Source organism: Sphingobium sp. B2D3A, assembly GCF_025961795.1.
In the GTDB taxonomy this organism is placed as follows: domain Bacteria; phylum Pseudomonadota; class Alphaproteobacteria; order Sphingomonadales; family Sphingomonadaceae; genus Sphingobium.
Window position 1 is genome coordinate 460,885 of the sequence record NZ_JAOQOI010000001.1, and the last position, 19,605, is coordinate 480,489.

A 19,605-nucleotide genomic window follows, 5' to 3' on the forward strand; every position below is an offset into this window, starting at 1 on the left:
CGCGCGATAATGGACGGGCGCGCCGCGGCTCGCGCCATCGATGCCCTTCGGCGCGGCTGGCCTATCCGGCTGGTCGATGCAGGCGGCGCACTGACGCTGCTGCCTGTGGAAGGCGCGACGCCGACGAGCCTCTCCTCGTTCGACCCGGCGGCAGAGGCACCGCTGCTGCTCTCCGCCGCGCGGGCCGTCACGCTCAAGCTCGCCAACCAGCGGGAGGCGGCGGACCCGCAAGCGCCGGCGCTCATCGCCCGCGAGCGCTGGATCGATTCGCCGGCCGCCGCCATGGCCATTGCCGATCCCGTGCGCGATCTCGCGACGCCGCTCAAAGGCCCGTTCCGCGCCCTGCCGGTGCCGCACCCGGCCCTGGCCGCCGCAGCTCTCACCCTTGCGCGCCTCGCTGGCATGTTGCCCGCCTTCTTCATCGGCTCCGAGGATGCCGAGGCCGAGGTGCAGCTGAGCGCGGACGATATCGCCACTTATGCAGACCCGACCCGGCTTGCCATCGCCGCCCGCGCGCGGTTGCCCGTCGAAGCCAGCGTGGATGCGCAAATCGTCGCCTTCCGCTCCCCGGAAGACCCGCGCGAGCACATCGCCCTCGTCATCGGCGAGCGCGACGGCAGCGCCCCGGTCGTCCGCCTGCACAGCGAGTGCCTGACCGGCGACGTGCTCGGCTCGCTCAAATGCGATTGCGGCCCGCAATTGCACGGCGCGTTGCACGAGATCGCCCATGCGCGCTGGGGCGTGCTGCTCTACCTCCGGCAGGAGGGGCGCGGGATCGGCCTCATCAACAAGCTGCGGGCCTATCAGCTGCAGGATCAGGGCTTCGATACGGTGGACGCCAATGTCCGCCTGGGCTTCGCCATCGATGCGCGCGATTTCGGCGTCGCGGCACGCATGCTCGATCTGCTCGGCATCGACGAAATCCGGCTGCTCACCAACAATCCGGAGAAGGTCGCCGGCCTGGAATCGCAGGGCATCCGCGTGGCCGAACGGCTGCCGCTGGCTTTGCCCTCCAATCCCCATAATGAGCGCTATCTCGCCACCAAGCGGGACCGCACCGGCCATCAGTTGTGAGCGAAGCGCCAGCCATTCTGGTCGATGGCGAGGCGGGGCGCCTGACCATCGGCGACTGGTCCTGCGCCTGCGTCATCGGCAAGAGCGGGCTCATTGCTGCGGCGGACAAGCGCGAAGGCGACGGCGCCTCGCCCATCGGTGATTGGCCAGTGCGCGCCGCGCTGCTCCGCCCCGGCCGCATCGATGCCGCTCAGGCGCCCGCAATCCCGTGGCGCTGGGTCCGGCCGGACGATGGCTGGAGCGACGATCCCGCCGACCCGGCCTATAACCGCCCCGTCCACCTGCCGCGCCACACCAGCCACGAGCGGCTTGCGCGCGAGGATCAGGCCTATGACGTCATCATCGTCCTTGGCCATAATGATGCGCCGCCAGCGCCAGGCATGGGCAGCGCGATCTTCTTCCACCAATGGGTAATCGGCGAGAATGGCCAGCCCCGGGCGACGGAAGGCTGTGTCGCCATCGCCCCCGAGGATATGCGCGCCGTCCTTGGGCTGCTTCGCCCCGGCATGATGCTCCGCTTGCGATAACCCCTCCTGCCGCGTTCAACGGCTCGTCGCGAAACCGCCTTATGGTAAGCAGCGCTTAACCACAGTGGCCTCACCTGCCGGGACGACCACAAGGTGATTCATGAACGCATATCTCGAAGACGGGCGGACCGACGCAGCATGGCAAGCCATTTGCCGGTCCCAAGGCGTCATCGAATTCAGTCCGGAAGGCACCATCCTGTGGGCCAATGACGTGCTGCTCGAGACATTGGGCTACCGTCTCGATGAGGTGGTCGGCGAGCATCATCGCATCTTCTGCGCGCCATCCTTCGTGCGCTCCACTGACTATGCGGCCTTCTGGCGGACGCTGACCTCCGGCGAGTTCCACGCCGGCCGCTATGAGCGGCGCTCACGAGGCGGCGCCTCTGTCTATCTTCAGGCCACCTATAATCCCGTTGTCGATTGTCAGGGTAGACCGGTGCGCATCCTCAAGATCGCCTCCGACGTCACCCGGCAGGTCCAGCTCGAACAGGAAGTGCAGGCCCGCTATGAGGAAAGCCAGCGCTTGCAGGGTGAATTGCAGCGCGGCAATGCGCGGCTCCAGTCCACCATGGCCGAACTGGCTGCCATCGTGACCACGATCGGCGCCATCGCGAACCAGACCAACCTGCTGGCGCTCAACGCGCGCATCGAAGCCGCCCGCGCCGGCGAGGCCGGTCAGGGTTTCGCGGTCGTCGCCAATGAGGTGAAGAAGCTGGCTGGGGACACGCGCCTTGCGACGTCCCGCGCGGCGGACATGATGAAGCACAGCATCGCGCCCGGCATCGCCGCCTGAGCTACTCCGCCGCATCCTCCAGCGATGCGCTGGATTCGGATGCCGCCAATCCCGCCTCCGGGTTCATCCGCTCGGCCTGCTGGCGCATCCACATCTGCGCATAATGGCCGCCGAGCGCGAGCAATTGCGCGTGCGTGCCCTGCTCGACCACGCGGCCGTCATCCATCACGATGATGCTGTCGGCATGGACGATGGTCGAGAGCCGGTGCGCGACGATGATCGTCGTGCGCCGCGCGGCTACGTCATCGAGCACGGTCTGGATCGCCGCTTCCGTGCGGCTGTCGAGCGCACTGGTCGCCTCGTCGAGGACCAGGATCGGCGGGTCCTTGACCAGCGTGCGCGCGATGGCGACGCGCTGCTTCTCGCCACCGGAGAGCTTGAGGCCGCGCTCGCCCACCCGCGTGTCATAGCCCTTGGGCAGCGAGTCGATGAAGCGGTCGATCGCCGCCCCGCGCGCACCGGCCTCGATATCCGCCTGCGTCGCGCCGTCACGGCCATAAGCGATGTTGTAGCCGATGGTATCGTTGAACAGCACCATGTCCTGCGGCACGATGCCGATGGCGGCGCGCAGCGAGGTCTGTTGCACGCGGGCAATATCCTGTCCGTCGATGAGGATGCGGCCGCCCTGAATATCGTAGAAGCGGAAGAGCAGCCGCGCGATGGTCGACTTGCCCGCGCCGGAATGGCCGACCACCGCCAGCGTCGTACCCGCAGCGACATGGAAGCTCACGCCCTTGAGGATCGTCCGGTCGGGATCATAGCCGAACACCACGTCCTCGAAGCGGATATCGCCCGCCGTCACCGCCAGCGGCGGCGCATCGGGCACGTCCTTGATCTCGGTCTCGGTATCGATCAGGCGGAACATGGCCTCCATGTCGATGAGGCCCTGCCGGATCGTCCGATACACCATGCCGAGCAGATCGAGCGGGCGGAAAAGCTGCATCAGCAGCGCATTCACCAGCACCACATCGCCCGGCGTGAACCGGCCCTGCGCCCAGCCCCACACCGTGAACGCCATCGCGCCGCCCATCATCACATTGGTGATGAGCGCCTGGCCGATGTTGAGCATCGCAAGGCTGTTATTGCTCTTGGTCGCCGCGTTCATGTAGCTGCGCTGCGCTGCGCCATAGCGTGCCGCCTCGCGGTCTTCCGCCGTGAAATATTTGACCGTCTCGAAGTTCAGCAGGCTGTCCACGGCATGGGCCGTCGCCCCGGTATCGAGATCGACCATCTCCCGCCGCAGCGCGTTGCGCCATTCGGTGATCTTCTGCGTGAAGGCCGTGTAGAGCGCGATCATCACCAGCGTGCCCGCCACCAGCCCGAAGCCGAACTTGACCTGGAAGATGATGCACACCGCGATCAGCTCGATCGCCGTCGGGGCGATATTGAAGAGCAGGAAGTGCAGCATCGTCTCGATGGACGTGGTGCCCCGCTCGATGACCTTGGTGACGCCGCCGGTCTTGCGGTTGAGGTGGAAGCGCAACGAGAGATTGTGCAGGTGGCGCAGCGTCTGTTCGGCCATCAGTCGCTGGGCATTGCGCCCGACTCGCTCGAAGGCGACATTGCGCAGATTATCCGAGACGACGCCGCCAAAGCGCGCGCCGGCATAAGCCAGCACCAGCCCCAATGCGACGGCCACCCCCGCCTGCATCCCCGGCCCCATCCGGTCGATGATACCCTTATAGGCGAAGGGCATGACCAGGATGATCGCCTTGCCCAGCAACACCAGCACCAGCGCGACGATGATCCGCGCCTTGAGATTGGGCTCACCCGCCGGCCAGAGATAGGGCAGAAAACGCCGCAACGTCGCCCATGCAGGCGGCGTGGGCAGATCCTTATCCTGATTGTCCGGTGGCATGGATGCCAGTTAGGCGCGCGGCCACCGCTTGCCAAGGGTGGTGAGCTTTGCGCGCCCGATTACCCCCGTTGCGGCCTGCCGTGGCATCAGCCCTGTGGCGCGGAGGGCACGGGCTTTCGACCGATTGTCCACCAAACGCGATGCGGCGCCAGCAACGGCTCCCGAGGAAAGCGCTCAGCGAGCATCGCTGCGTGAGCCGAGTCGAAGGCCGCAGTGGCATCGGCCCCGAGGCTCGCCTTGATGCCCGCACTGGCTTTAATCCGCCCGCGCCATCCTTCATGACTGTAGGGCTGATCGATGTCGAAGGACGCCGTTTCGATTTCGCTGAAGCCAGCTCCGGCCAAATCCGTTAGCCATTGCGGGTAGACGCCGCTGCCCCCCGCGCCGGGCCACGCGGGATTGTGCGCCAGAATGAGGGCTTCGGTCGCCTCCACCACCGTTCCGGGCAACGGGAGCCAATCGAAATGAGCCAGGACCACCAAGCCGCCGGGCCGCAGCACCCTGCTCGCTTCCCGCGCAGCGCGCTCCCGGTCGAACCAGTGCCAGCATTGTCCAGCGGTTACGATGTCGAAAGCCCCATCGGCGAAAGGCAGCGCCTCGGCTGTCCCAACGACATAGTCGACCTCAAGCTTGGCAGCCCCATCCAGCGCGCCCGCCTCTGAGAGCAGAGCTTCGCTCGGATCGAGGCCGGTGACGGTCAGCCCCCTGAGCGCCAGGCCACGCGCCACGGACCCTGTGCCGGTGCCGATGTCCAGCGCACGCTGGCCGGGTTGCGTGGCAATTTGACCGGTCAGTCGATCGAAGAATGCGGGCGGGAAACCGGCGCGGTGGCGCCCATAATCCGCCGCAGCCCGCCCGAAATCGACCGCGCCCCCAAAACGGCGCAATTGTTCCGCTGTTTGTGCGCTCTTGTCTCTCAACTTCTGGACTCCGGTACCGGCACCAGCACCGGCATAGGGTCTCATCTTATCATCGCGCCGAGATCGCACGCAAAGATTCACCAACTCACGCCCGCGCGCTGAAGACGCTCCAGCCGGTCGCTTCGGCCAGCCGTTCGAGGGCACGTGTGCCGAGGTGGGAGTTGCCGCTTTCGTTGAGGCCGGGCGACCAGACGGCGATGCTCGCCTTGCCGGGCACGACCGCGAGAATGCCGCCGCCGACGCCGGATTTGCCCGGCATCCCGACCCGAAAGGCGAAGTCGCCGCTGGCGTCATAATGGCCGCAGGTCAGCATCAGCGCGTTGATACGGCGCGCGCGGCGGGGCGAGACCACGCGCCCACCCGCCGGCTGGCGTCCATCCAGCATGAGGAAGCGGCCGGCCTGCGCCAGTTGCACGCAATCCATGGCGATGGCGCATTGGTGGAAATAGCAGCCCGTCACCAGATCGACGGGATTGTGGATGTTACCGAAGGCCCGCATGTAATTGGCCAGCGCGATGTTCCGATAGCCGGTCTCCGCCTCGCCCCGCGCCACGCTTTCATCGATGGCGATGCTCTCGTCATCGGCCAGATAGCGCACGAAGCGCAGCAGCGCGCCGATGGATTCGCGCGGTTGATGGCCGGAGAGATTGACGTCCGCCACCACCAGCGCGCCGGCGTTGATGAACGGATTGCGCGGAATGCCCTGTTCGGCCTCAAGCTGGACGATGGAGTTGAAGGCATTGCCGGAAGGCTCGCGGCCGACGCGCTTCCAGAGCTGGTCCCCCACCTTGCCGAGCGCCATGGTGAGCGCGAACACCTTGGAGATGGACTGGATCGAAAAGCTGGTCCGCGCATCCCCGCCGATGGCGATGGTCCCGTCCGCGCCGACAATGGCCATGCCGAACTGGTCCGGGGACACGTTGGCAAGGCCGGGGATATAGGTCGCGACGGCGCCGCGATCCCGTTCGGCCGCCATGGCCGCGACGATCTCGTCGACGATTGTCTGCAGGTCGCCAGCCATCGGAGCGATCAATGGATGACGATATCGGCAGGCTCCGGCGGCAGCTCATCGCCTGAGGTGCTGGCGATCACCTGCGCCGCGACAAGATCGCCCACCACATTCACCGTGGTGCGACACATATCGAGGAAGCGGTCCACACCCAGCACGAGCCCGATGCCCGCCGGGGGCACGCCCACGCTGGCGAGGATGAGCGCGATTACCGGCAGCGTACCGGCCGGAACGCCCGCCGTGCCGATCCCGCCCATGATGCAGATGAGCATCACGACGAGCTGCTGGCCCAGCGTCAGATCGACGCCGAAAAACTGCGCGAGGAACAGCACCGTCACGCCCTCGAACATGGCTGAGCCATTCTGGTTGGCAGTGGCGCCGATGGTGAGCACGAAGCGGGCGATGGGGCGCGGGAGCTTCAGTCCCTCCTCGGCGACGCGCAGTGACGTGGGCAGGGTCGCGTTGGACGAGGCCGTGGCGAAAGCCATCACGCTGGCTTCCTGGGTCTCGCGGAAGAAGGCGATGGGGCTTTTGCCCGCGATGAACTTGAGGATGAGCGGAAACACGCCGAACATCTGCAGGCCGAGCGCCAGCAGCACGACAAAGACGAAGGCAGAGAGACGCCCGATCAGTTCCCAGCCGAACAGCGCGGCCAGATTGAACATGAAGCAGAAGATGGCGATGGGCGCGAGCTTGATGACAAGGCCGATGAGCCGCATCGAGACCTCGAAAATGCCTTCGAACCCGGCCTTGATCGTCGCGGTCTTCGCTGGATCGACCAGCAGGAAGCCGACGCCGAAGAAGAGCGCGAAGAACATCACCGCCAGAATGTCGTTCGCGCTCATCGCCGCGACGAAATTGGTCGGCACGATCGCCAGCACCGCCTCGACGCCGGTTTTGGACTCGCCGGCCTGCGCCACGATGGAGGCCGCCCCTTCCGAGGATTGCGCGATCATGCTCCGGGCCAGCGCCGGATCGATGCCGCCGCCCGGCTGGAGCAGATTGACGAGTGCCAGAGAGATGGCGACCGAAATGCTGGAAACGACGACCGTGTAGAGCAAGGTGCGCAGGCCCACGGTCTTGAGATGCCGCGCCTCACCCATATCCGCCACACCCACGATCAGGGCCGATACCAGCAGCGGAATGATGAGCATGAACAGCAGGCGCAGGAAGATCTGGCCGATGGGCTGCGTGACATAGGTGGTGACGATGGCCACCCAGGCCGCGTCCGCCGCGACGCTGTGGACGATCAGCCCCAGCGCCAGCCCCGCCAGGAACCCGCCGAGCATCCAGTATTGCAGGCGCGTTTCCTTGCGGTCTTCGCCCGCGCTGGCTTCGGTCATGCTCGATCCCCTTTTGGTGTTGCGAAGCAGGCTAACAGTGCGGGGAGCGCATCGCAAATACGCAAAAAGCCACTCAGCATCCCAGAAGATGCAACGCCACCTCGCGCTGATGCGGGGCACGGCGATGCTCGACCAGATAGATGCCCTGCCAGGTGCCGAGCGCGAGCCGCCCGCCGATCAGCGGCACGCTGAGCGAAACACCGGTCAGGACCGCCTTGACATGCGCCGGCATATCGTCCGGCCCTTCATCGTCATGCAGGTAGCGCTGGTCCTCGGGCGCCATCCGCGCCAGCCAGGCGAGCAGATCTTTCTGCACCGCCGGCGCGGCATTTTCCTGAATGGTGAGCGAGGCGGAGGTGTGGCGGCAGAAGACCGTAAGCAGGCCTTCGTCCATGCCCTGCGCCAAAGCCCAATGCGAAACCTCGCGGCTGATCTCCACCATGGCCTGCCCCGGCGTCGCGATGCGCAGGACCGTGCTGGCCTGCCGCAGATCAGCCATGACCGGCGGGCGCTAAGATCACGAGCAGCCTTCGACCCACTGGACCTGCTCCCACTGGCCGATGCGCCAGCTCTGCACGGTCTTGCCGTCCGTTTCCGCGATCAGCCCCGTCGGCGCATTGGCCCGATGGAACACCAGATAATGGCCGGTCGGGCCGGTATAGGGATGCGGCTGCACCTCGGCCGAACCGAGCCGCTTGATCGCCTCGGCTTCGCTCTGGCCCACGCGCAGGCCAAAGGGGCCCTCATGCTGCGCATCGGAGACATCGACCCGCACGACATGGTCGCCATCCAGCATCACCGCCGCGTCCGGCCAGCCCTTGAAATGCGCATAGGTGCAGGTCGAGCCCGGCATGGGATCATCCCGCCCAGCGACCGCAAGCCCTTGCGCGGCCAGATCGGCGAGGTTCGCGCCGATGCGGATCGGCCCGACCTGGTCGAGCGTCTCTGCCTGCGCCGGCTCCGCAGCCGCATTCGCCGCGGCGGCGCTGTCATTGGCCGGCACAGCGATGTTGCGACCCGCCTGCGCGCCATTGTCCGGATCGGCAGGCTGGGACTGACAGGCGGCAAGGCTTGCCAGAGCGAGGATTGCGAACGCCGCCCTCATCCGCACTGCGCCCGGTGGAGCAGCGCCTGATCGGCCAGCACCAGCGCCATCATCGCCTCGACCACAGGGACGCCGCGAATGCCGACGCAGGGATCATGGCGACCCTTGGTGCGGATGTCCGCTGCCGTCCCCTCGCGCGTCACGGTTTCCTGCGGAATGAGGATCGAGCTGGTCGGCTTGAAGGCCACCCGCACCCGGATCGGCTGACCGGTGGCGATGCCACCGGCGATGCCACCGGCATGATTGGCGAGGAACACGGGGCGCCCGTCATTGCCCGGGCGCATCGGGTCGGCATTCTCCTCGCCGCGCAGCCGCGCAGCCGCAAAGCCGTCGCCAATCTCCACGCCCTTGACCGCGTTGATGCTCATCATCGCCGCCGCCAGTTCGCTGTCCAGCTTGGCATAGAGCGGCGCGCCCCAGCCCGCGGGCACGCCCATGGCGACGCATTCGACCACGGCGCCGAGCGAGGAGCCATCCTTACGCGCCGCATCGACAAGCGCTTCCCACCGCGCGGCCGCAGCCGGGTCCGGGCAGAAGAAGGGATTGTTGCCGATCTCATTGGCATCGAATGCCGCAGGATCGATGGCGTCCCCGCCGATCTCGCTGACATAGCCAAGGATCTGGACTTGCGGCACGACCAGCCGTGCCACGGCGCCCGCCGCGACCCGGCTCGCCGTCTCGCGTGCCGAGGAGCGCCCGCCGCCGCGATAATCGCGCAGACCATATTTGGCATCATAGGCATAATCGGCATGGCCGGGCCGATAGGCCTGCGCGACCTCGGAATAGTCCTTGGAGCGCTGGTCAACATTCTCGATCATCAGGCTGATCGGGGTGCCGGTCGTCTTCCCCTCGAACACGCCGGAGAGGATGCGCACCTGATCCGGCTCCCGCCGCTGGGTGGTGAAGCGCGATGTGCCCGGGCGGCGCTTGTCCAGCCAGGGCTGCACATCGGCCTCGCTCAGCGTCAGTCCCGGGGGGCAGCCATCCACCACGGCGCCGATCGCCGGGCCATGGCTCTCGCCCCAGGTGGTGAAGCGGAAGACCCGCCCGAAACTATTGAAGCTCATGCCATTTCTTTCCAGCTCAGCCGCCAGGGCAGCGCAGACGGCTGCGCTGCCGCTCATCCCTTGTCGAGCGCGATATCCGGCGCGTCCTCGGCCTTCATGCCAATGACGTTATAGCCTGCATCGACATGATGGATCTCGCCGGTCACGCCGGAGGCAAGATCAGACAGCAGATACAGCCCGGCCCCGCCGACATCCTCGATGGTGACGTTGCGGCGCAGCGGCGAGTTCAGCTCGTTCCACTTGAGGATATAGCGGAAGTCGCCGATGCCCGATGCCGCGAGCGTCTTGATCGGCCCGGCCGAAATCGCGTTCACGCGGATGTTCTGCGGCCCCAGGTCCATGGCGAGATATTTGACGCTGGTTTCCAGCGCGGCCTTGGCGACGCCCATCACATTGTAATGCGGGATCACCTTCTCGGCGCCATAATAGGTCAGCGTGACGATCGACCCGCCTTCGCTCATCATCGGCACCGCGCGCTTCGTCACGGCGACGAGGCTGTAGGCCGAGACGTTCATCGTCAGCAGGAAGTTTTCCAGGCTGGTGTCGACATAGCCGCCGCGCAACTCGTTCTTGTCCGAGAAGCCGATGGCGTGGACCACGAAGTCGATGGTCGGCCAGCGCGCGGCCAGCCCCTCGAAGCAGGCATCGACAGACGCCATGTCCGACACGTCGCAGGGCAACAGAAAATCAGAGCCGACTTCCGCCGCCAGCGGGCGCACGCGCCGCTCCAGCGCCTCGCCCAGATAGGAGAAGGCCATTTGTGCGCCCTGCGCGTGAAGTGCCTTGGCAATACCCCAGGCCAGCGACTTGTCGTTGGCCAACCCCATGATGAGGCCGCGTTTGCCGGCCATAAGGCCTGTCATGATGTTGGATCCTCCGTCTCTTCCGCCGGTTCTTCCCCGTCCGGGAAATCAGCCAGCGCGGCGTTGAGTTCGGCGCCAATTACCACGCCAAGCCCAATGATGAAGAAAAAAATGAGCGTGATCATCGCGCCCGCCAGACCGCCATAGGTCAGGCTGTAGCTGGTGATGTTCGAGAAGAAGAGCGGCAGCAGCAACGAGGTGACGTACCACCAGCCCGCCGTGAACGCCGCGCCGGGCCATTTCGGGAAGCGCTTGGCGCGATAACGGCTCGGGGTCAGCGCCGCGAAGATGAAGTAAAGGGCAAGATAAAGGATGATCGCCGGCACGAAGCGGGTGGCCGTGAGAATGGCAAAAGCCTGGTCGCTGCCGGGCAGCAATTGCTCGACGATCGTCTCCGCCGCCACCAGCAGAACCTGCAGGGAAAGCGCCAGCAGCGCCCCGAACACGCTGAGCACGATGATCCCCATCGCGCGCAGCCGATAATGCCAGAAGGGCGATGTCGAGCGCGTGCCATAGGCCCTGCGGAGAATGTCGCGGATCGTCTCGATCAGACTGCCGACCGTCCACAGGCCGATGATCGCGCCCAGCCAGAGCAAGGGTCCGGTGCGCGCCTCCAGCACATCCACGATGGCCGGCCGCAGCACCTGCGCAACGCTCGGCGGCACCGTGAGCAGAAAGCCGTTCACCGTTTCGAGACCGGCGCGGGTGCGCCCGAGGATCTGCGCGATCGCCGCGGCAAGGATGAAGAAGGGGAAAACCGCGACCAGCGTCAGATAAGCGAGATTGCCGGCATGGATGAAGCCGTCATTATAAACGCCGACCGCGACGCGCTTGACCACGGCCAGGGCGCGGCTCGCCCAGCGACTCCGCTCGATTTCCGCGCGCAGGCGCTCGCCCCGATCGCGCAACCGGCGGCGACGCGCTTCAGGCGATTGCGGAGAGGGATTGGTCAGCACGCCCGATCTCTAGAACAAAGCGGCAGGCGAGGGAATCGCGCACATGCACCCCTCGCCCCCGGGCCGTAGCGCACGGCTTGCCCGCGCCGGGATCACACGCCCAGATGCGTCCGCAACGGCCGCGTGTCGCTCCAGCTCTCCACGAAAGACTTCAGCGCGGCATCATGGCCCGGCACGTCGATCATCAGCGTGACGAGCTGGTCACCGCGACCACCGCTTTTGCGATGGAAACCCTTGCCCTTGAGCCGCAGCGTCTGCCCGGAATGCGCGCCCGCCGGAACAGCGAGCATCACCGGCCCATCGACCGTGGGCACCTTGACACGCGCGCCGGCAACGGCCTCGTTAAGGCTGATCGGCAGGTCCAGCCGCACATTGTCGCCATCGCGCTTGTAGAAAGCGTGATCGCCGATCTCGATGGTGACGATGGCATCGCCCGCGCCCGCCGGTCCCGGCTGGCCCTTGCCGCCCAGCTTCATCTGGGTGCCGTTCTCGACACCGGCAGGGAGCTTGAGATCGATGGTCTTGCCATCGGCGAGCGTGATGCGTTGCGGCGCCAGCGTCGCGGCATCGACGAACGGCACGGACAGGCGATAGGTCATGTTGGCGCCCCGCTGCGGTGGCGGCGCACCGCGCCCGCCAAAGCCGAAGCCCCCGCCCGGTCGCCCGCGTCCACCGCTGAACAGCCCCTCGAAAATATCCGAGAAGTCCGCGCCGCCGGCCCCGAACTCAAAGCCTTCCGGCCCGCCGCCCTGCGAGCGGCCCCCGCCCTGTCCGCCAAAGCCGAAGGGATGCGTGGGGTTGCCGTCGGCATCGATCTCGCCCCGGTCGAACCGGGCACGCTTGTCCTTGTCGGACAGCAGATCATAGGCGCGCGTCACCTCGGAGAATTTCTCCGCGGCCTTGGGATTGTCCTTGTTCCGGTCCGGATGCAGCTCCTTGGCGAGCTTGCGATAGGCGGACTTGATCGCCGCCTCGTCCGCACTGCGGGGGACGCCCAGCAGCGAATAGGGATCAGCCATGTCGTTCTACCCACCCGTTCACGAAGATATCATGCCTCATGGCATTCATCTGGCGATTGCGGCGCGGCGCCGCAAGTGGGGATGCGCGTGCGGCTAGCGCGCGGCGACGCGTGCCGGCCCGTTCGGAAAGCGCTCGAACATCGCCTCGGCGAGGCGCGTGGCGATTGCCTGGTCGCTCCAGCGCGAATCGCCCTCGCGCGTCGCAATCTCGGCCCGGCCTTCCCACAGGGGCGCGCCGGTGGCCTTATCGAGGATGCGCGCTTCCATGCGGGTCGACACCAGCGCCTTGCGCGGTTTGGAGAGATCGATCGCGAGCGCCATGCCCATCGTCGATCCATAGGTGCCGGTTCCGACCATCATTTCGCCGCTCACCGGCTTGCGCTTGGTCTCCTCGGGCACCAGCACCTCGCGGCGGATGCGCAGTTCGGTCACCTGCCCGCTGTCGCCCTGCGAATGCGCCAGCGTATCATAGCCGGCCTTCACCAACTGATCGATCACCGCCGCTTCAAAGGGCGCGGTGCCCGCGACGTCATCCACCGCGCCGGTCAGCGTCGAAACCTGGACCGGCCCGCTGCCGAGCCGCGCAGCCCCGCCCTCGGCGGTGAACTGTGCGGCATCGACCTGCCCTTCGCGCGAGTCTCGACCGCTGCTCACCAGAGGCGCGCGCGGCGAATCGATGCGCGAGCCGCCCCAGCGATCCGGGCCGCGACCCCATTGGGCGACGCCCGGCGACGCGACCGCGAGGAGGGAGATGGCAGCGATGAAGCGGACAGGGACGGAGGCGTTCATGGTGGTCCTCTTGCGCAGAGCTTGTTTCCGCGCCAGCCCACCCAACTGGTCCAGCATCGGCGCGCATAGTCTATCGACCCACGCCTTGCCCCCATATGAATGGGCATCGCGCCTTCGGGGCAGGAAGCGACAGGAGAGTTTCCACGCGCGGCCGCACAGGCTAGGTGAAGCGCATGACGACACAAACCGCGACCTCATCCGAGCCAACCACGCTGACGGACGACCCCTTCGCCCTCTTCGCCCAATGGATGGCCGACGCCCGCGCCAGTGAGCCCAATGATCCCGAGGCCATGGCGCTCTCGACCGTCGATGCGCAGGGCCGACCCTCCACCCGCATGGTCTTGCTCAAGGGCTATGGACCGGAAGGCTTCACCTTCTACACCAATTTCGAGAGCCGCAAGGCCGGGGAACTGCTCGCCCATCCGGAGGCGGCCTTGCTGTTCCACTGGAAGTCGCTGCGGCGCCAGATCCGGATCGAGGGACCGGTTGGTCCGGTGGATGCCGCAACGGCGGACGCCTATTTCGCCTCGCGTCCGCGCGTGTCGCAGATCGGCGCCTGGGCATCCGACCAGTCCCGGCCGCTGGATGCGCGCGAGACCTTCGAGGATCGCATCAGGGAGGTCGAGGCGCGCTTCGCCGGCGTCGACGTGCCCCGCCCGCCGCACTGGTCGGGCTTCCGCCTTGCCCCCCGCGCAATCGAGTTCTGGCTGGACCGGGCTTTCCGCCTTCACGAGCGTCGCCGCTACGAGGCGGACGGCGCGGGTCGCTGGGCCGCGCAGATGCTCTATCCATGAGACATGGGCGGTGAGTGCGGCGACGCCTGCGGCGCGCGAGGATCATCTCGCCACGACTGGCGCGATCAATCGCAAGGCCGCGCTCGCCAGCGTCGCCGTGGCGCTCATTCTCGCGACGGCCAAGAGCTGGGCCGTGCTGCGCACCGAGTCCATCGCCATGCTGGGCTCGCTGGCCGACACCGGACTAGACCTGGTCGCCAGCCTCGTCACGCTCTTCGCCGTCCGCCTCGCCGCGCGGCCGGCGGATTACGACCACCGGTTCGGCCATGGCAAGGCGGAGGCTCTGGCCGCATTGTTTCAGGTCTCGCTGATCAGCGTTGCCGCTGTCCTCATCATCCTGCGCTCGGTCGAGCGGTTCGGCAGTGCCGGCACGCCCACGGCGATCGAATATGGCATCGGCGTCTCCGTCCTCGCCATCGCGCTGACCATCCTGCTCGTCAGCTATCAGGCACGCGCGATCCGGGCGACGGGATCGGTCGCGATCAGCGCGGACAGCCTGCATTATCGCAGTGACCTGCTGCTCAATGGCTCGGTCATCCTCGCGCTGGTTCTGGAAACGGCGATGCACCTGCGCGGCGCCGATGCGCTCTTCGGCCTCGGCATCGGCCTGTGGCTCGCCCTCAGTGCGGGACGGACGGCGATGCACGCCATTGGCGAGCTGATGGACAAGGAATGGCCGCTGGAAAAGCGCCAGCGCTTCCTCGACATTGCCGAACGGCACCCCGCCCTGCACGGCATCCACGATCTGCGGACCCGCAGCAGCGGATCGCATGACATTGCCCAGTTCCACATCTGGCTCGATCCGCATATGTCGCTGAAACAGGCGCATGACGTGATGGAGGACATCACCCGCGACCTGACCGCCGACTTCCCCGGCCTGGAGCTGATCATCCACCCTGACCCCGCCGACCAGCCGGAAGGCGGCGACCTGCTCACCCAGCAGGATGCCCGCACGGTGCTCGTCAACGAGGCCGCCGCGAGCGGCAAGGCGCCCGGGCCGGAGACGCCCGTCCCATGACGGCAGCGCCGATGATCCTCCCTTTCGTCCAGATCGATGCCTTTGCGCATGCGCCGTTCACCGGCAACCCCGCTGCCGTCATGCCGCTCGATGACTGGCTGGATGACGCTGTGCTGCAGGCCATCGCGCAGGAGAATAATCTTGCGGAGACGGCCTTCACCGTGCCGCTGCCGGCCGGCGCCGGCGCGGACTATGACTTGCGCTGGTTCACGCCGACCGTCGAAGTGGCGCTGTGCGGCCACGCCACGCTGGCGAGCGGCCATGCCCTGATGGGCGCTGCGCGACAGAGCCTGCGCTTCCGCACACAGCAGGCCGGGGATCTGGTGGTCGAACGCGCGACAAGCGATGAGAGCGACGCCTACCGGCTCGAACTGCCGGGCATGACCACCGCGCGGGCCGATCTGTCAGAGATCGCCGCCCTGCTCGGTGGCCCCGCGCCGCAGGAGATGCACGCCCGCGACGGCGGCTATCGCCTGCTCGTCTATGCGGACGAAGCGCAAGTGCGCACGCTGCGCCCCGACTTCGCGGCGCTCGGCAAGCTCGGCAATCTGCTCATCATCGCCACTGCGCCGGGCATCGAGACCGATGTCGTCAGCCGCGCTTTCGTGCCGGGCGCAGGGATCGACGAAGACCCGGTGACCGGCTCGGCTCATTGCCTGCTCACGCCTTATTGGAGCGACCGGCTCGGCCGCGACCGCTTCACCGCCTATCAGGCCAGCGCGCGCGGCGGCTATGTCGACTGCGAACGCGCCGGCGACCGCGTCATCCTCACCGGTCGCTGCCGCACGGTGATCGAGGGGCAGTTTTTGCTCTGAGCGCAATCCGCGTCACGAAAACCGCCGGACCAGCCGCGCCATGGCTTCGCGCAGGGCGTCCATGTCTTCCTCGCGGGTGATGCCGAGGCGGACGATGACCAGTCGCTGCTCGGGCGAAACGAGGACGAACTGGCCGCGCTCGCCCACCGCCGCCATCACGCCGGCGCTGGCCTGGCCCGGAAAGAGCGGCGAGGGGTCGCCGCCCCGGTTGAGCCAGAGATGTCCACCAAATGCGGCATGAGCTGGCGACGGCGCGGTCATGAAATCGAACCAGGGGTCGGCGATGAGCTGGCGCCCCGCGACATGGCCGCGCTGGCGGATGAGTTCGCCGATCGTCGCATAATCGCGCGCCGTCATATGCATCATCAGCGCGCCCTCGAGCGTCCCGCGCGCATCGAATTCCGGCACGAAGTCCTTGAGCCCGAGCGGTCGCGCGAAGCGGGCATCGAGAAACCGGGCCATGGCGGCGCGGCGGGCGAGCGGGTCCTGATTCGCGGTCAGCCTGTCGGTCATGATGCCGGTGAGGATCATGGTGCTGCCCGCGCTCGGGGCGAAGGTCGCGCCCGGGGCCTGCACCAGCGGCTTGGCCGCCGCGAACGCCGCCTGATCCGTGCTCCCCTCGCCGGCGAGCATGGCGAGCGTGTCGCTCGGCTCGCCCGGTTGCCAATCTTCGCGATATTGCAGGCCACTGCTCATCTGCAGCAGGTGCCGCAAGCTGATCGCGGCGCGCGGATCGCCGGTTTGTCGCCAGGCGGCGACGGGCGCCGGATCGTCCAGCGCCAGCAGACCGTCGGAGACCATCATGCCGGCGATGAGGCCGGTGACCGTGCGGGCAACTGACCAGCTCAAAAAGCGGCTCTGCGGCGTGAACCCATCGGCATAGCGCTCGGCGACAATCTCGCCCCCGCGCATCACGATGAGCGCGCGCGTCTCGCCCACGTCCGCGCCATCGCCGGGATCGAACAGCGGGTCCACCGCCTCGCGCAGCGCCATGGCGGAAAGGCCGGGGCTGTCCTTCAGCACGGCATAGCGGCTGGCCGGCACGTCCTGCGACGCCCCCGCCCCGGCGAGCATCAGGCTGGCGGCGGTGACGCACAGCCAGCGGGAAAGGCTTTTGATCTTCATGGCGCGCGGCCTTATCACGCAGCGCGATGAAAGGGGATAATCAGATGTGGGGGCAGCGCGATCCTCTCAAGCGCAAGGCCATGATGAAGCGCGCGAGCGGCTGGCTCGCCCTGCTACCGGTGGTTCTGGTCGCCTTCTGGGTCGCGGTGAGCTGGCCCGGCTGGCAGCGGGAGGCCGACCAGGCCGCCAGCCTCGCCGCGCGCCTGGGCTGCTCGTGCCGCTATGTCGAGAATCGCCCGCTCGAAAGCTGCCAGAGCGATCTCGCCGGCGTGCCGTGGATGGCGCTGGTGCGCTATGAGGATGCGCCCGAGGCCCGGCGCCTGACCGCCAAAATACCCATGCTGGCCACGCGATCCGCGCGACTCAAGCCCGGCTTCGGCTGCATGCCCGAGCGCTGAGGGGCGTAGGGTGGCCCGTCATATCTCCCCTCCTCTTCAGAGGAGGGACTAAGATAGATCAGTGCCTGCCGCGCAGCCGCTGGATGAGATGCACCACCGCCGCCACCACCAAGCCGACGAGGAAGCCGAACAGCGCCGCCAGCATCGCGCTGATCGTCCAGACAATCACCGGCGCGTGGCTCACCGCTTCGGCAATCGCATGTTGGCCATGAGGCAGCACAGCCAGCGGCGTGCCTTCCAGCCCGTGCAGAATGATCCCGCCGCCGACCCACAGCATCGCCACCATGCCGATCGATTCGAGCAGGCTCAGCACGCCCGGCATCATCCGCACCAACCCGCGACCCACCCGCTGGACCAAGGGGCCACCGGTCTTGGCGAAGTGCAGGCCGATATCGTCCAGCTTCACGATCAACCCGACCACACCATAGACCGCGACGGTGACCAGGAGGCCGACGACGGCGAGGACCAGCGCCTGCGTGAGCAGCGGCCGACTCGCCACGTCCGCCAGGGCAATCGCCATGATCTCGGCCGAGAGAATGAGGTCGGTGCGGATCGCGCCGGAGACCTTCGCCTTTTCCAGCGCCACGGCGTCGCCATCGGCGGGGAGCATGTCCTCCTCCTGCGCATGGCCGCCCCGCAGCATCTCGATGATCTTCTCGGCCCCCTCGAAGGCGAGGAAGGTGCCGCCGACCATCAGCAGCGGCGTGATCGCTTGCGGCAGAAACGCACTGAGCAGGAGCGCGAGCGGCAGAAGGATGATCAGCTTGTTGCGAATGGACCCGAGCGCGATGCGCCAGATCATCGGCAGCTCGCGCTGCGGCGAAAAGCCGGTGACGTAGGTCGGCGTCACGGCGGCATCGTCCACCACCACGCCGGCTGTCTTCACGCTGGCCCGGCCGGCAGCGGCCGTCACATCGTCGACGGATGCCGCGGCAAGGCGGGCGATGGCGGCGACGTCGTCAAGCAGGGCGGCGAGGCCGGAGGCCATAAGGGATGCTCCTCGTCAGGATAGTGCAGCCACCCTGCCTGATTTCCCGGAGGGCGGAAAGATCGGGCAGCGGGTCAGGCGGCAGGCTCGGGCGGCAACGACCAGTCGATCGCCCCCCGCCCCTGCGCGGTGAGAAACGCATTGGCCCGCGAGAAGTGCCGGCAGCCGAAAAATCCATTATGGGCGGAGAGCGGCGAGGGATGCGGCGCCTTCAGCACCAGATGCCGCCCCCCTGCGCTCACATCCTGCACGAACGCCGCTTTCTTCTGAGCGTAGGCCCCCCAGAGCAGGAAGGCGACGGGCTTGTCCTGCGCGGCGACGGCCGCGATCACCGCGTCCGTGAACCGCTCCCAGCCCTGATTGGCGTGGGCGCCGGCCTTCCCCATCTCGACGGTGAGCACGCTGTTGAGCAGCAGCACGCCCTGCTCCGCCCAATGGACGAGGTGACCATGGCCGGGCGGGGTAAAGTCCACATCGGTCCGCAGTTCCTTAAAGATGTTGACGAGGCTCGGCGGCGGTCGCACGCCCGGCTTCACCGAGAAGCACAGGCCATGCGCCTGCCCCGGCCCATGATAGGGATCCTGCCCGAGGATCACCACGCGCACATCCGGCAGGGGCGTGAGGGCGAGTGCGTTGAACCAGTCGCTGCCGCGCGGGAAGATGTGCGCCCCGGCCGCCTTGCGGGCCTGAAGAAAGGCCTTGAGCTGCGCCATGGAGGGCGCGGCGAACGCATCGGCCAGCGCCACCCGCCAGCTTTCATCGAGCGAGGCAGGGATGGAGGGCGGGGTTATGGCGGTGTCGGCATCGGCAGTCATTCGCCCGGCTTAGAGCATTTGCGGCGCCGGGCAAATCGGTCCGCATAGGCGCGAACGGCAGACAGCCGCTGCCGGTTGACACGCAAGGCGATGAAACGCATGGAATTTTCATGCGGATATGCATCAGGCATTTTTCCATCCGCCATCATGCGGGGCAGCTTCTCGCGGGCATCTAGCCCCGGGACCCGGTGCCGTGCGCGCCGGGCTCGGGGCCCTTTCGCCGAACCGCTGTGCGACGTTCCAGACGCGCACGCCCAACGCCCGAAAGTCCGCATGATGCCACGCCACTTCATCCCGTTCCGCCACCCATCCCGGGCCTGAGCAGAGCA

At 67.1% G+C, this 19,605-nt stretch carries 22 protein-coding genes; 7 read left to right on the forward strand and 15 right to left on the reverse strand.

All coding sequences use genetic code 11. The annotated features are described in order from the left end of the window. The first annotated feature begins 9 nt into the window (after nt 1-9). The 3 genes from ribA to M2337_RS17255 all read left to right on the forward strand — a co-directional run bounded on the left by ribA (nt 10) and on the right by M2337_RS17255 (nt 2,394). On the forward strand, nt 10-1,074 hold the full coding sequence (ribA, locus tag M2337_RS02020) for a GTP cyclohydrolase II (protein ID WP_264571492.1): 1,065 nt from the start codon (nt 10-12) through the stop codon (nt 1,072-1,074). After that, nucleotides 1,071-1,601 carry a L,D-transpeptidase family protein gene (locus tag M2337_RS02025; RefSeq protein ID WP_264571493.1) on the forward strand — a complete coding sequence of 177 codons (531 nt, stop codon included), beginning with the start codon at nt 1,071-1,073 and terminating at the stop codon, nt 1,599-1,601. Before ribA ends, M2337_RS02025 begins: the two co-directional genes overlap by 4 nt. A 100-nt stretch (nt 1,602-1,701) precedes the next feature. Then, nucleotides 1,702-2,394, forward strand: a complete 693-nt coding sequence (locus tag M2337_RS17255; protein ID WP_319799452.1) for a methyl-accepting chemotaxis protein — start codon at nt 1,702-1,704, stop codon at nt 2,392-2,394. Nucleotide 2,395: 1 nt separating this feature from the next. Here the strand turns inward: M2337_RS17255 and M2337_RS02040 are convergent, their stop codons facing one another. From M2337_RS02040 to M2337_RS02090, 11 genes are all read right to left on the reverse strand, one after another. After that, complete coding sequence (locus M2337_RS02040; RefSeq protein WP_264571494.1) at nt 2,396-4,252, reverse strand: ABCB family ABC transporter ATP-binding protein/permease; 1,857 nt, start codon at nt 4,250-4,252, stop codon at nt 2,396-2,398. An 86-nt stretch (nt 4,253-4,338) separates the two neighbouring features. Then, the gene (locus M2337_RS02045) at nt 4,339-5,139 is read right to left on the reverse strand and encodes a class I SAM-dependent methyltransferase (protein WP_264571495.1); all 801 of its coding nucleotides are present in this window, start codon (nt 5,137-5,139) and stop codon (nt 4,339-4,341) included. Between the two features lie 118 nt (nt 5,140-5,257). Further along, nucleotides 5,258-6,193 carry a glutaminase gene (locus M2337_RS02050; protein ID WP_413716215.1) on the reverse strand — a complete coding sequence of 312 codons (936 nt, stop codon included), beginning with the start codon at nt 6,191-6,193 and terminating at the stop codon, nt 5,258-5,260. Between the two features lie 8 nt (nt 6,194-6,201). After that, entirely contained in the window at nt 6,202-7,524 is a 1,323-nt protein-coding gene (locus tag M2337_RS02055) for a dicarboxylate/amino acid:cation symporter (protein WP_264571497.1), read from the reverse strand. Between the two features lie 73 nt (nt 7,525-7,597). Next, the gene (locus M2337_RS02060) at nt 7,598-8,014 is read right to left on the reverse strand and encodes a secondary thiamine-phosphate synthase enzyme YjbQ (RefSeq protein ID WP_264572319.1); all 417 of its coding nucleotides are present in this window, start codon (nt 8,012-8,014) and stop codon (nt 7,598-7,600) included. Nucleotides 8,015-8,041: 27 nt separating this feature from the next. Continuing rightward, a complete protein-coding gene (locus M2337_RS02065; protein ID WP_264571498.1) occupies nt 8,042-8,629 on the reverse strand; it encodes a hypothetical protein in 588 nt (195 codons plus the stop codon). Next, on the reverse strand, nt 8,626-9,696 hold the full coding sequence (gene aroC / locus M2337_RS02070) for a chorismate synthase (protein ID WP_264571499.1): 1,071 nt from the start codon (nt 9,694-9,696) through the stop codon (nt 8,626-8,628). Before aroC ends, M2337_RS02065 begins: the two co-directional genes overlap by 4 nt. A gap of 53 nt (nt 9,697-9,749) precedes the next feature. Then, nucleotides 9,750-10,559: an enoyl-ACP reductase FabI gene (fabI, locus tag M2337_RS02075; RefSeq protein WP_181560875.1), complete on the reverse strand. Its 810-nt coding sequence runs from the start codon at nt 10,557-10,559 to the stop codon at nt 9,750-9,752. Next, nucleotides 10,556-11,512: a YihY/virulence factor BrkB family protein gene (locus tag M2337_RS02080; RefSeq protein ID WP_264572320.1), complete on the reverse strand. Its 957-nt coding sequence runs from the start codon at nt 11,510-11,512 to the stop codon at nt 10,556-10,558. Before M2337_RS02080 ends, fabI begins: the two co-directional genes overlap by 4 nt. 95 nt (nt 11,513-11,607) lie before the next feature. Continuing rightward, nucleotides 11,608-12,534 carry a DnaJ C-terminal domain-containing protein gene (locus tag M2337_RS02085; RefSeq protein ID WP_264571500.1) on the reverse strand — a complete coding sequence of 309 codons (927 nt, stop codon included), beginning with the start codon at nt 12,532-12,534 and terminating at the stop codon, nt 11,608-11,610. A 93-nt stretch (nt 12,535-12,627) separates the two neighbouring features. Then, nucleotides 12,628-13,323, reverse strand: coding sequence for a DUF4136 domain-containing protein (locus tag M2337_RS02090; RefSeq protein ID WP_264571501.1), 696 nt, complete (start codon nt 13,321-13,323; stop codon nt 12,628-12,630). Between the two features lie 173 nt (nt 13,324-13,496). Here M2337_RS02090 and pdxH point away from each other — a divergent pair, with 173 nt between their 5' ends. From pdxH to M2337_RS02105, 3 genes are read left to right on the forward strand one after another with little or no spacing between them, the layout of a single operon-like run. After that, the gene (gene pdxH / locus M2337_RS02095; RefSeq protein WP_264571502.1) at nt 13,497-14,117 is read left to right on the forward strand and encodes a pyridoxamine 5'-phosphate oxidase; all 621 of its coding nucleotides are present in this window, start codon (nt 13,497-13,499) and stop codon (nt 14,115-14,117) included. 10 nt (nt 14,118-14,127) lie between these two features. Beyond that, complete coding sequence (locus M2337_RS02100) at nt 14,128-15,135, forward strand: cation diffusion facilitator family transporter (protein ID WP_264571503.1); 1,008 nt, start codon at nt 14,128-14,130, stop codon at nt 15,133-15,135. Further along, a complete protein-coding gene (locus tag M2337_RS02105) occupies nt 15,132-15,950 on the forward strand; it encodes a PhzF family phenazine biosynthesis protein (RefSeq protein WP_264571504.1) in 819 nt (272 codons plus the stop codon). Before M2337_RS02100 ends, M2337_RS02105 begins: the two co-directional genes overlap by 4 nt. Before the next feature lie 12 nt (nt 15,951-15,962). Here the strand turns inward: M2337_RS02105 and M2337_RS02110 are convergent, their stop codons facing one another. Next, a complete protein-coding gene (locus M2337_RS02110) occupies nt 15,963-17,075 on the reverse strand; it encodes a serine hydrolase domain-containing protein (RefSeq protein ID WP_264571505.1) in 1,113 nt (370 codons plus the stop codon). A 26-nt stretch (nt 17,076-17,101) separates the two neighbouring features. Between M2337_RS02110 and M2337_RS02115 the strand changes: the two genes are divergently transcribed. Further along, nucleotides 17,102-17,473: a hypothetical protein gene (locus M2337_RS02115; protein ID WP_264588582.1), complete on the forward strand. Its 372-nt coding sequence runs from the start codon at nt 17,102-17,104 to the stop codon at nt 17,471-17,473. 58 nt (nt 17,474-17,531) lie between these two features. Here the strand turns inward: M2337_RS02115 and M2337_RS02120 are convergent, their stop codons facing one another. The 3 genes from M2337_RS02120 to M2337_RS02130 form a co-directional block, all read right to left on the reverse strand. Next, entirely contained in the window at nt 17,532-18,461 is a 930-nt protein-coding gene (locus M2337_RS02120; RefSeq protein ID WP_264571507.1) for a DUF808 domain-containing protein, read from the reverse strand. A gap of 74 nt (nt 18,462-18,535) precedes the next feature. Further along, complete coding sequence (gene ung / locus M2337_RS02125) at nt 18,536-19,276, reverse strand: uracil-DNA glycosylase (RefSeq protein ID WP_264571508.1); 741 nt, start codon at nt 19,274-19,276, stop codon at nt 18,536-18,538. Further along, nucleotides 19,273-19,425: a hypothetical protein gene (locus M2337_RS02130; protein ID WP_264571509.1), complete on the reverse strand. Its 153-nt coding sequence runs from the start codon at nt 19,423-19,425 to the stop codon at nt 19,273-19,275. Before M2337_RS02130 ends, ung begins: the two co-directional genes overlap by 4 nt. Nucleotides 19,426-19,605 lie beyond the last annotated feature (180 nt).

Bases quoted from the DNA above. Each gene is read 5' to 3' on its own strand.
- ribA (WP_264571492.1), top strand. From the start codon at position 10: ATGGACGGGCGCGCCGCGGCTCGCGCCATCGATGCCCTTCGGCGCGGC.
- M2337_RS17255 (WP_319799452.1), top strand. From the start codon at position 1,702: ATGAACGCATATCTCGAAGACGGGCGGACCGACGCAGCATGGCAAGCC.
- M2337_RS02040 (WP_264571494.1), bottom strand. From the start codon at position 4,252: ATGCCACCGGACAATCAGGATAAGGATCTGCCCACGCCGCCTGCATGG.
- M2337_RS02050 (WP_413716215.1), bottom strand. From the start codon at position 6,193: ATGGCTGGCGACCTGCAGACAATCGTCGACGAGATCGTCGCGGCCATG.
- M2337_RS02055 (WP_264571497.1), bottom strand. From the start codon at position 7,524: ATGACCGAAGCCAGCGCGGGCGAAGACCGCAAGGAAACGCGCCTGCAA.
- M2337_RS02065 (WP_264571498.1), bottom strand. From the start codon at position 8,629: ATGAGGGCGGCGTTCGCAATCCTCGCTCTGGCAAGCCTTGCCGCCTGT.
- aroC (WP_264571499.1), bottom strand. From the start codon at position 9,696: ATGAGCTTCAATAGTTTCGGGCGGGTCTTCCGCTTCACCACCTGGGGC.
- fabI (WP_181560875.1), bottom strand. From the start codon at position 10,559: ATGACAGGCCTTATGGCCGGCAAACGCGGCCTCATCATGGGGTTGGCC.
- M2337_RS02085 (WP_264571500.1), bottom strand. From the start codon at position 12,534: ATGGCTGATCCCTATTCGCTGCTGGGCGTCCCCCGCAGTGCGGACGAG.
- M2337_RS02090 (WP_264571501.1), bottom strand. From the start codon at position 13,323: ATGAACGCCTCCGTCCCTGTCCGCTTCATCGCTGCCATCTCCCTCCTC.
- pdxH (WP_264571502.1), top strand. From the start codon at position 13,497: ATGACGACACAAACCGCGACCTCATCCGAGCCAACCACGCTGACGGAC.
- M2337_RS02105 (WP_264571504.1), top strand. From the start codon at position 15,132: ATGACGGCAGCGCCGATGATCCTCCCTTTCGTCCAGATCGATGCCTTT.
- M2337_RS02110 (WP_264571505.1), bottom strand. From the start codon at position 17,075: ATGAAGATCAAAAGCCTTTCCCGCTGGCTGTGCGTCACCGCCGCCAGC.
- M2337_RS02115 (WP_264588582.1), top strand. From the start codon at position 17,102: ATGAAAGGGGATAATCAGATGTGGGGGCAGCGCGATCCTCTCAAGCGC.
- M2337_RS02120 (WP_264571507.1), bottom strand. From the start codon at position 18,461: ATGGCCTCCGGCCTCGCCGCCCTGCTTGACGACGTCGCCGCCATCGCC.
- ung (WP_264571508.1), bottom strand. From the start codon at position 19,276: ATGACTGCCGATGCCGACACCGCCATAACCCCGCCCTCCATCCCTGCC.
- M2337_RS02130 (WP_264571509.1), bottom strand. From the start codon at position 19,425: ATGATGGCGGATGGAAAAATGCCTGATGCATATCCGCATGAAAATTCC.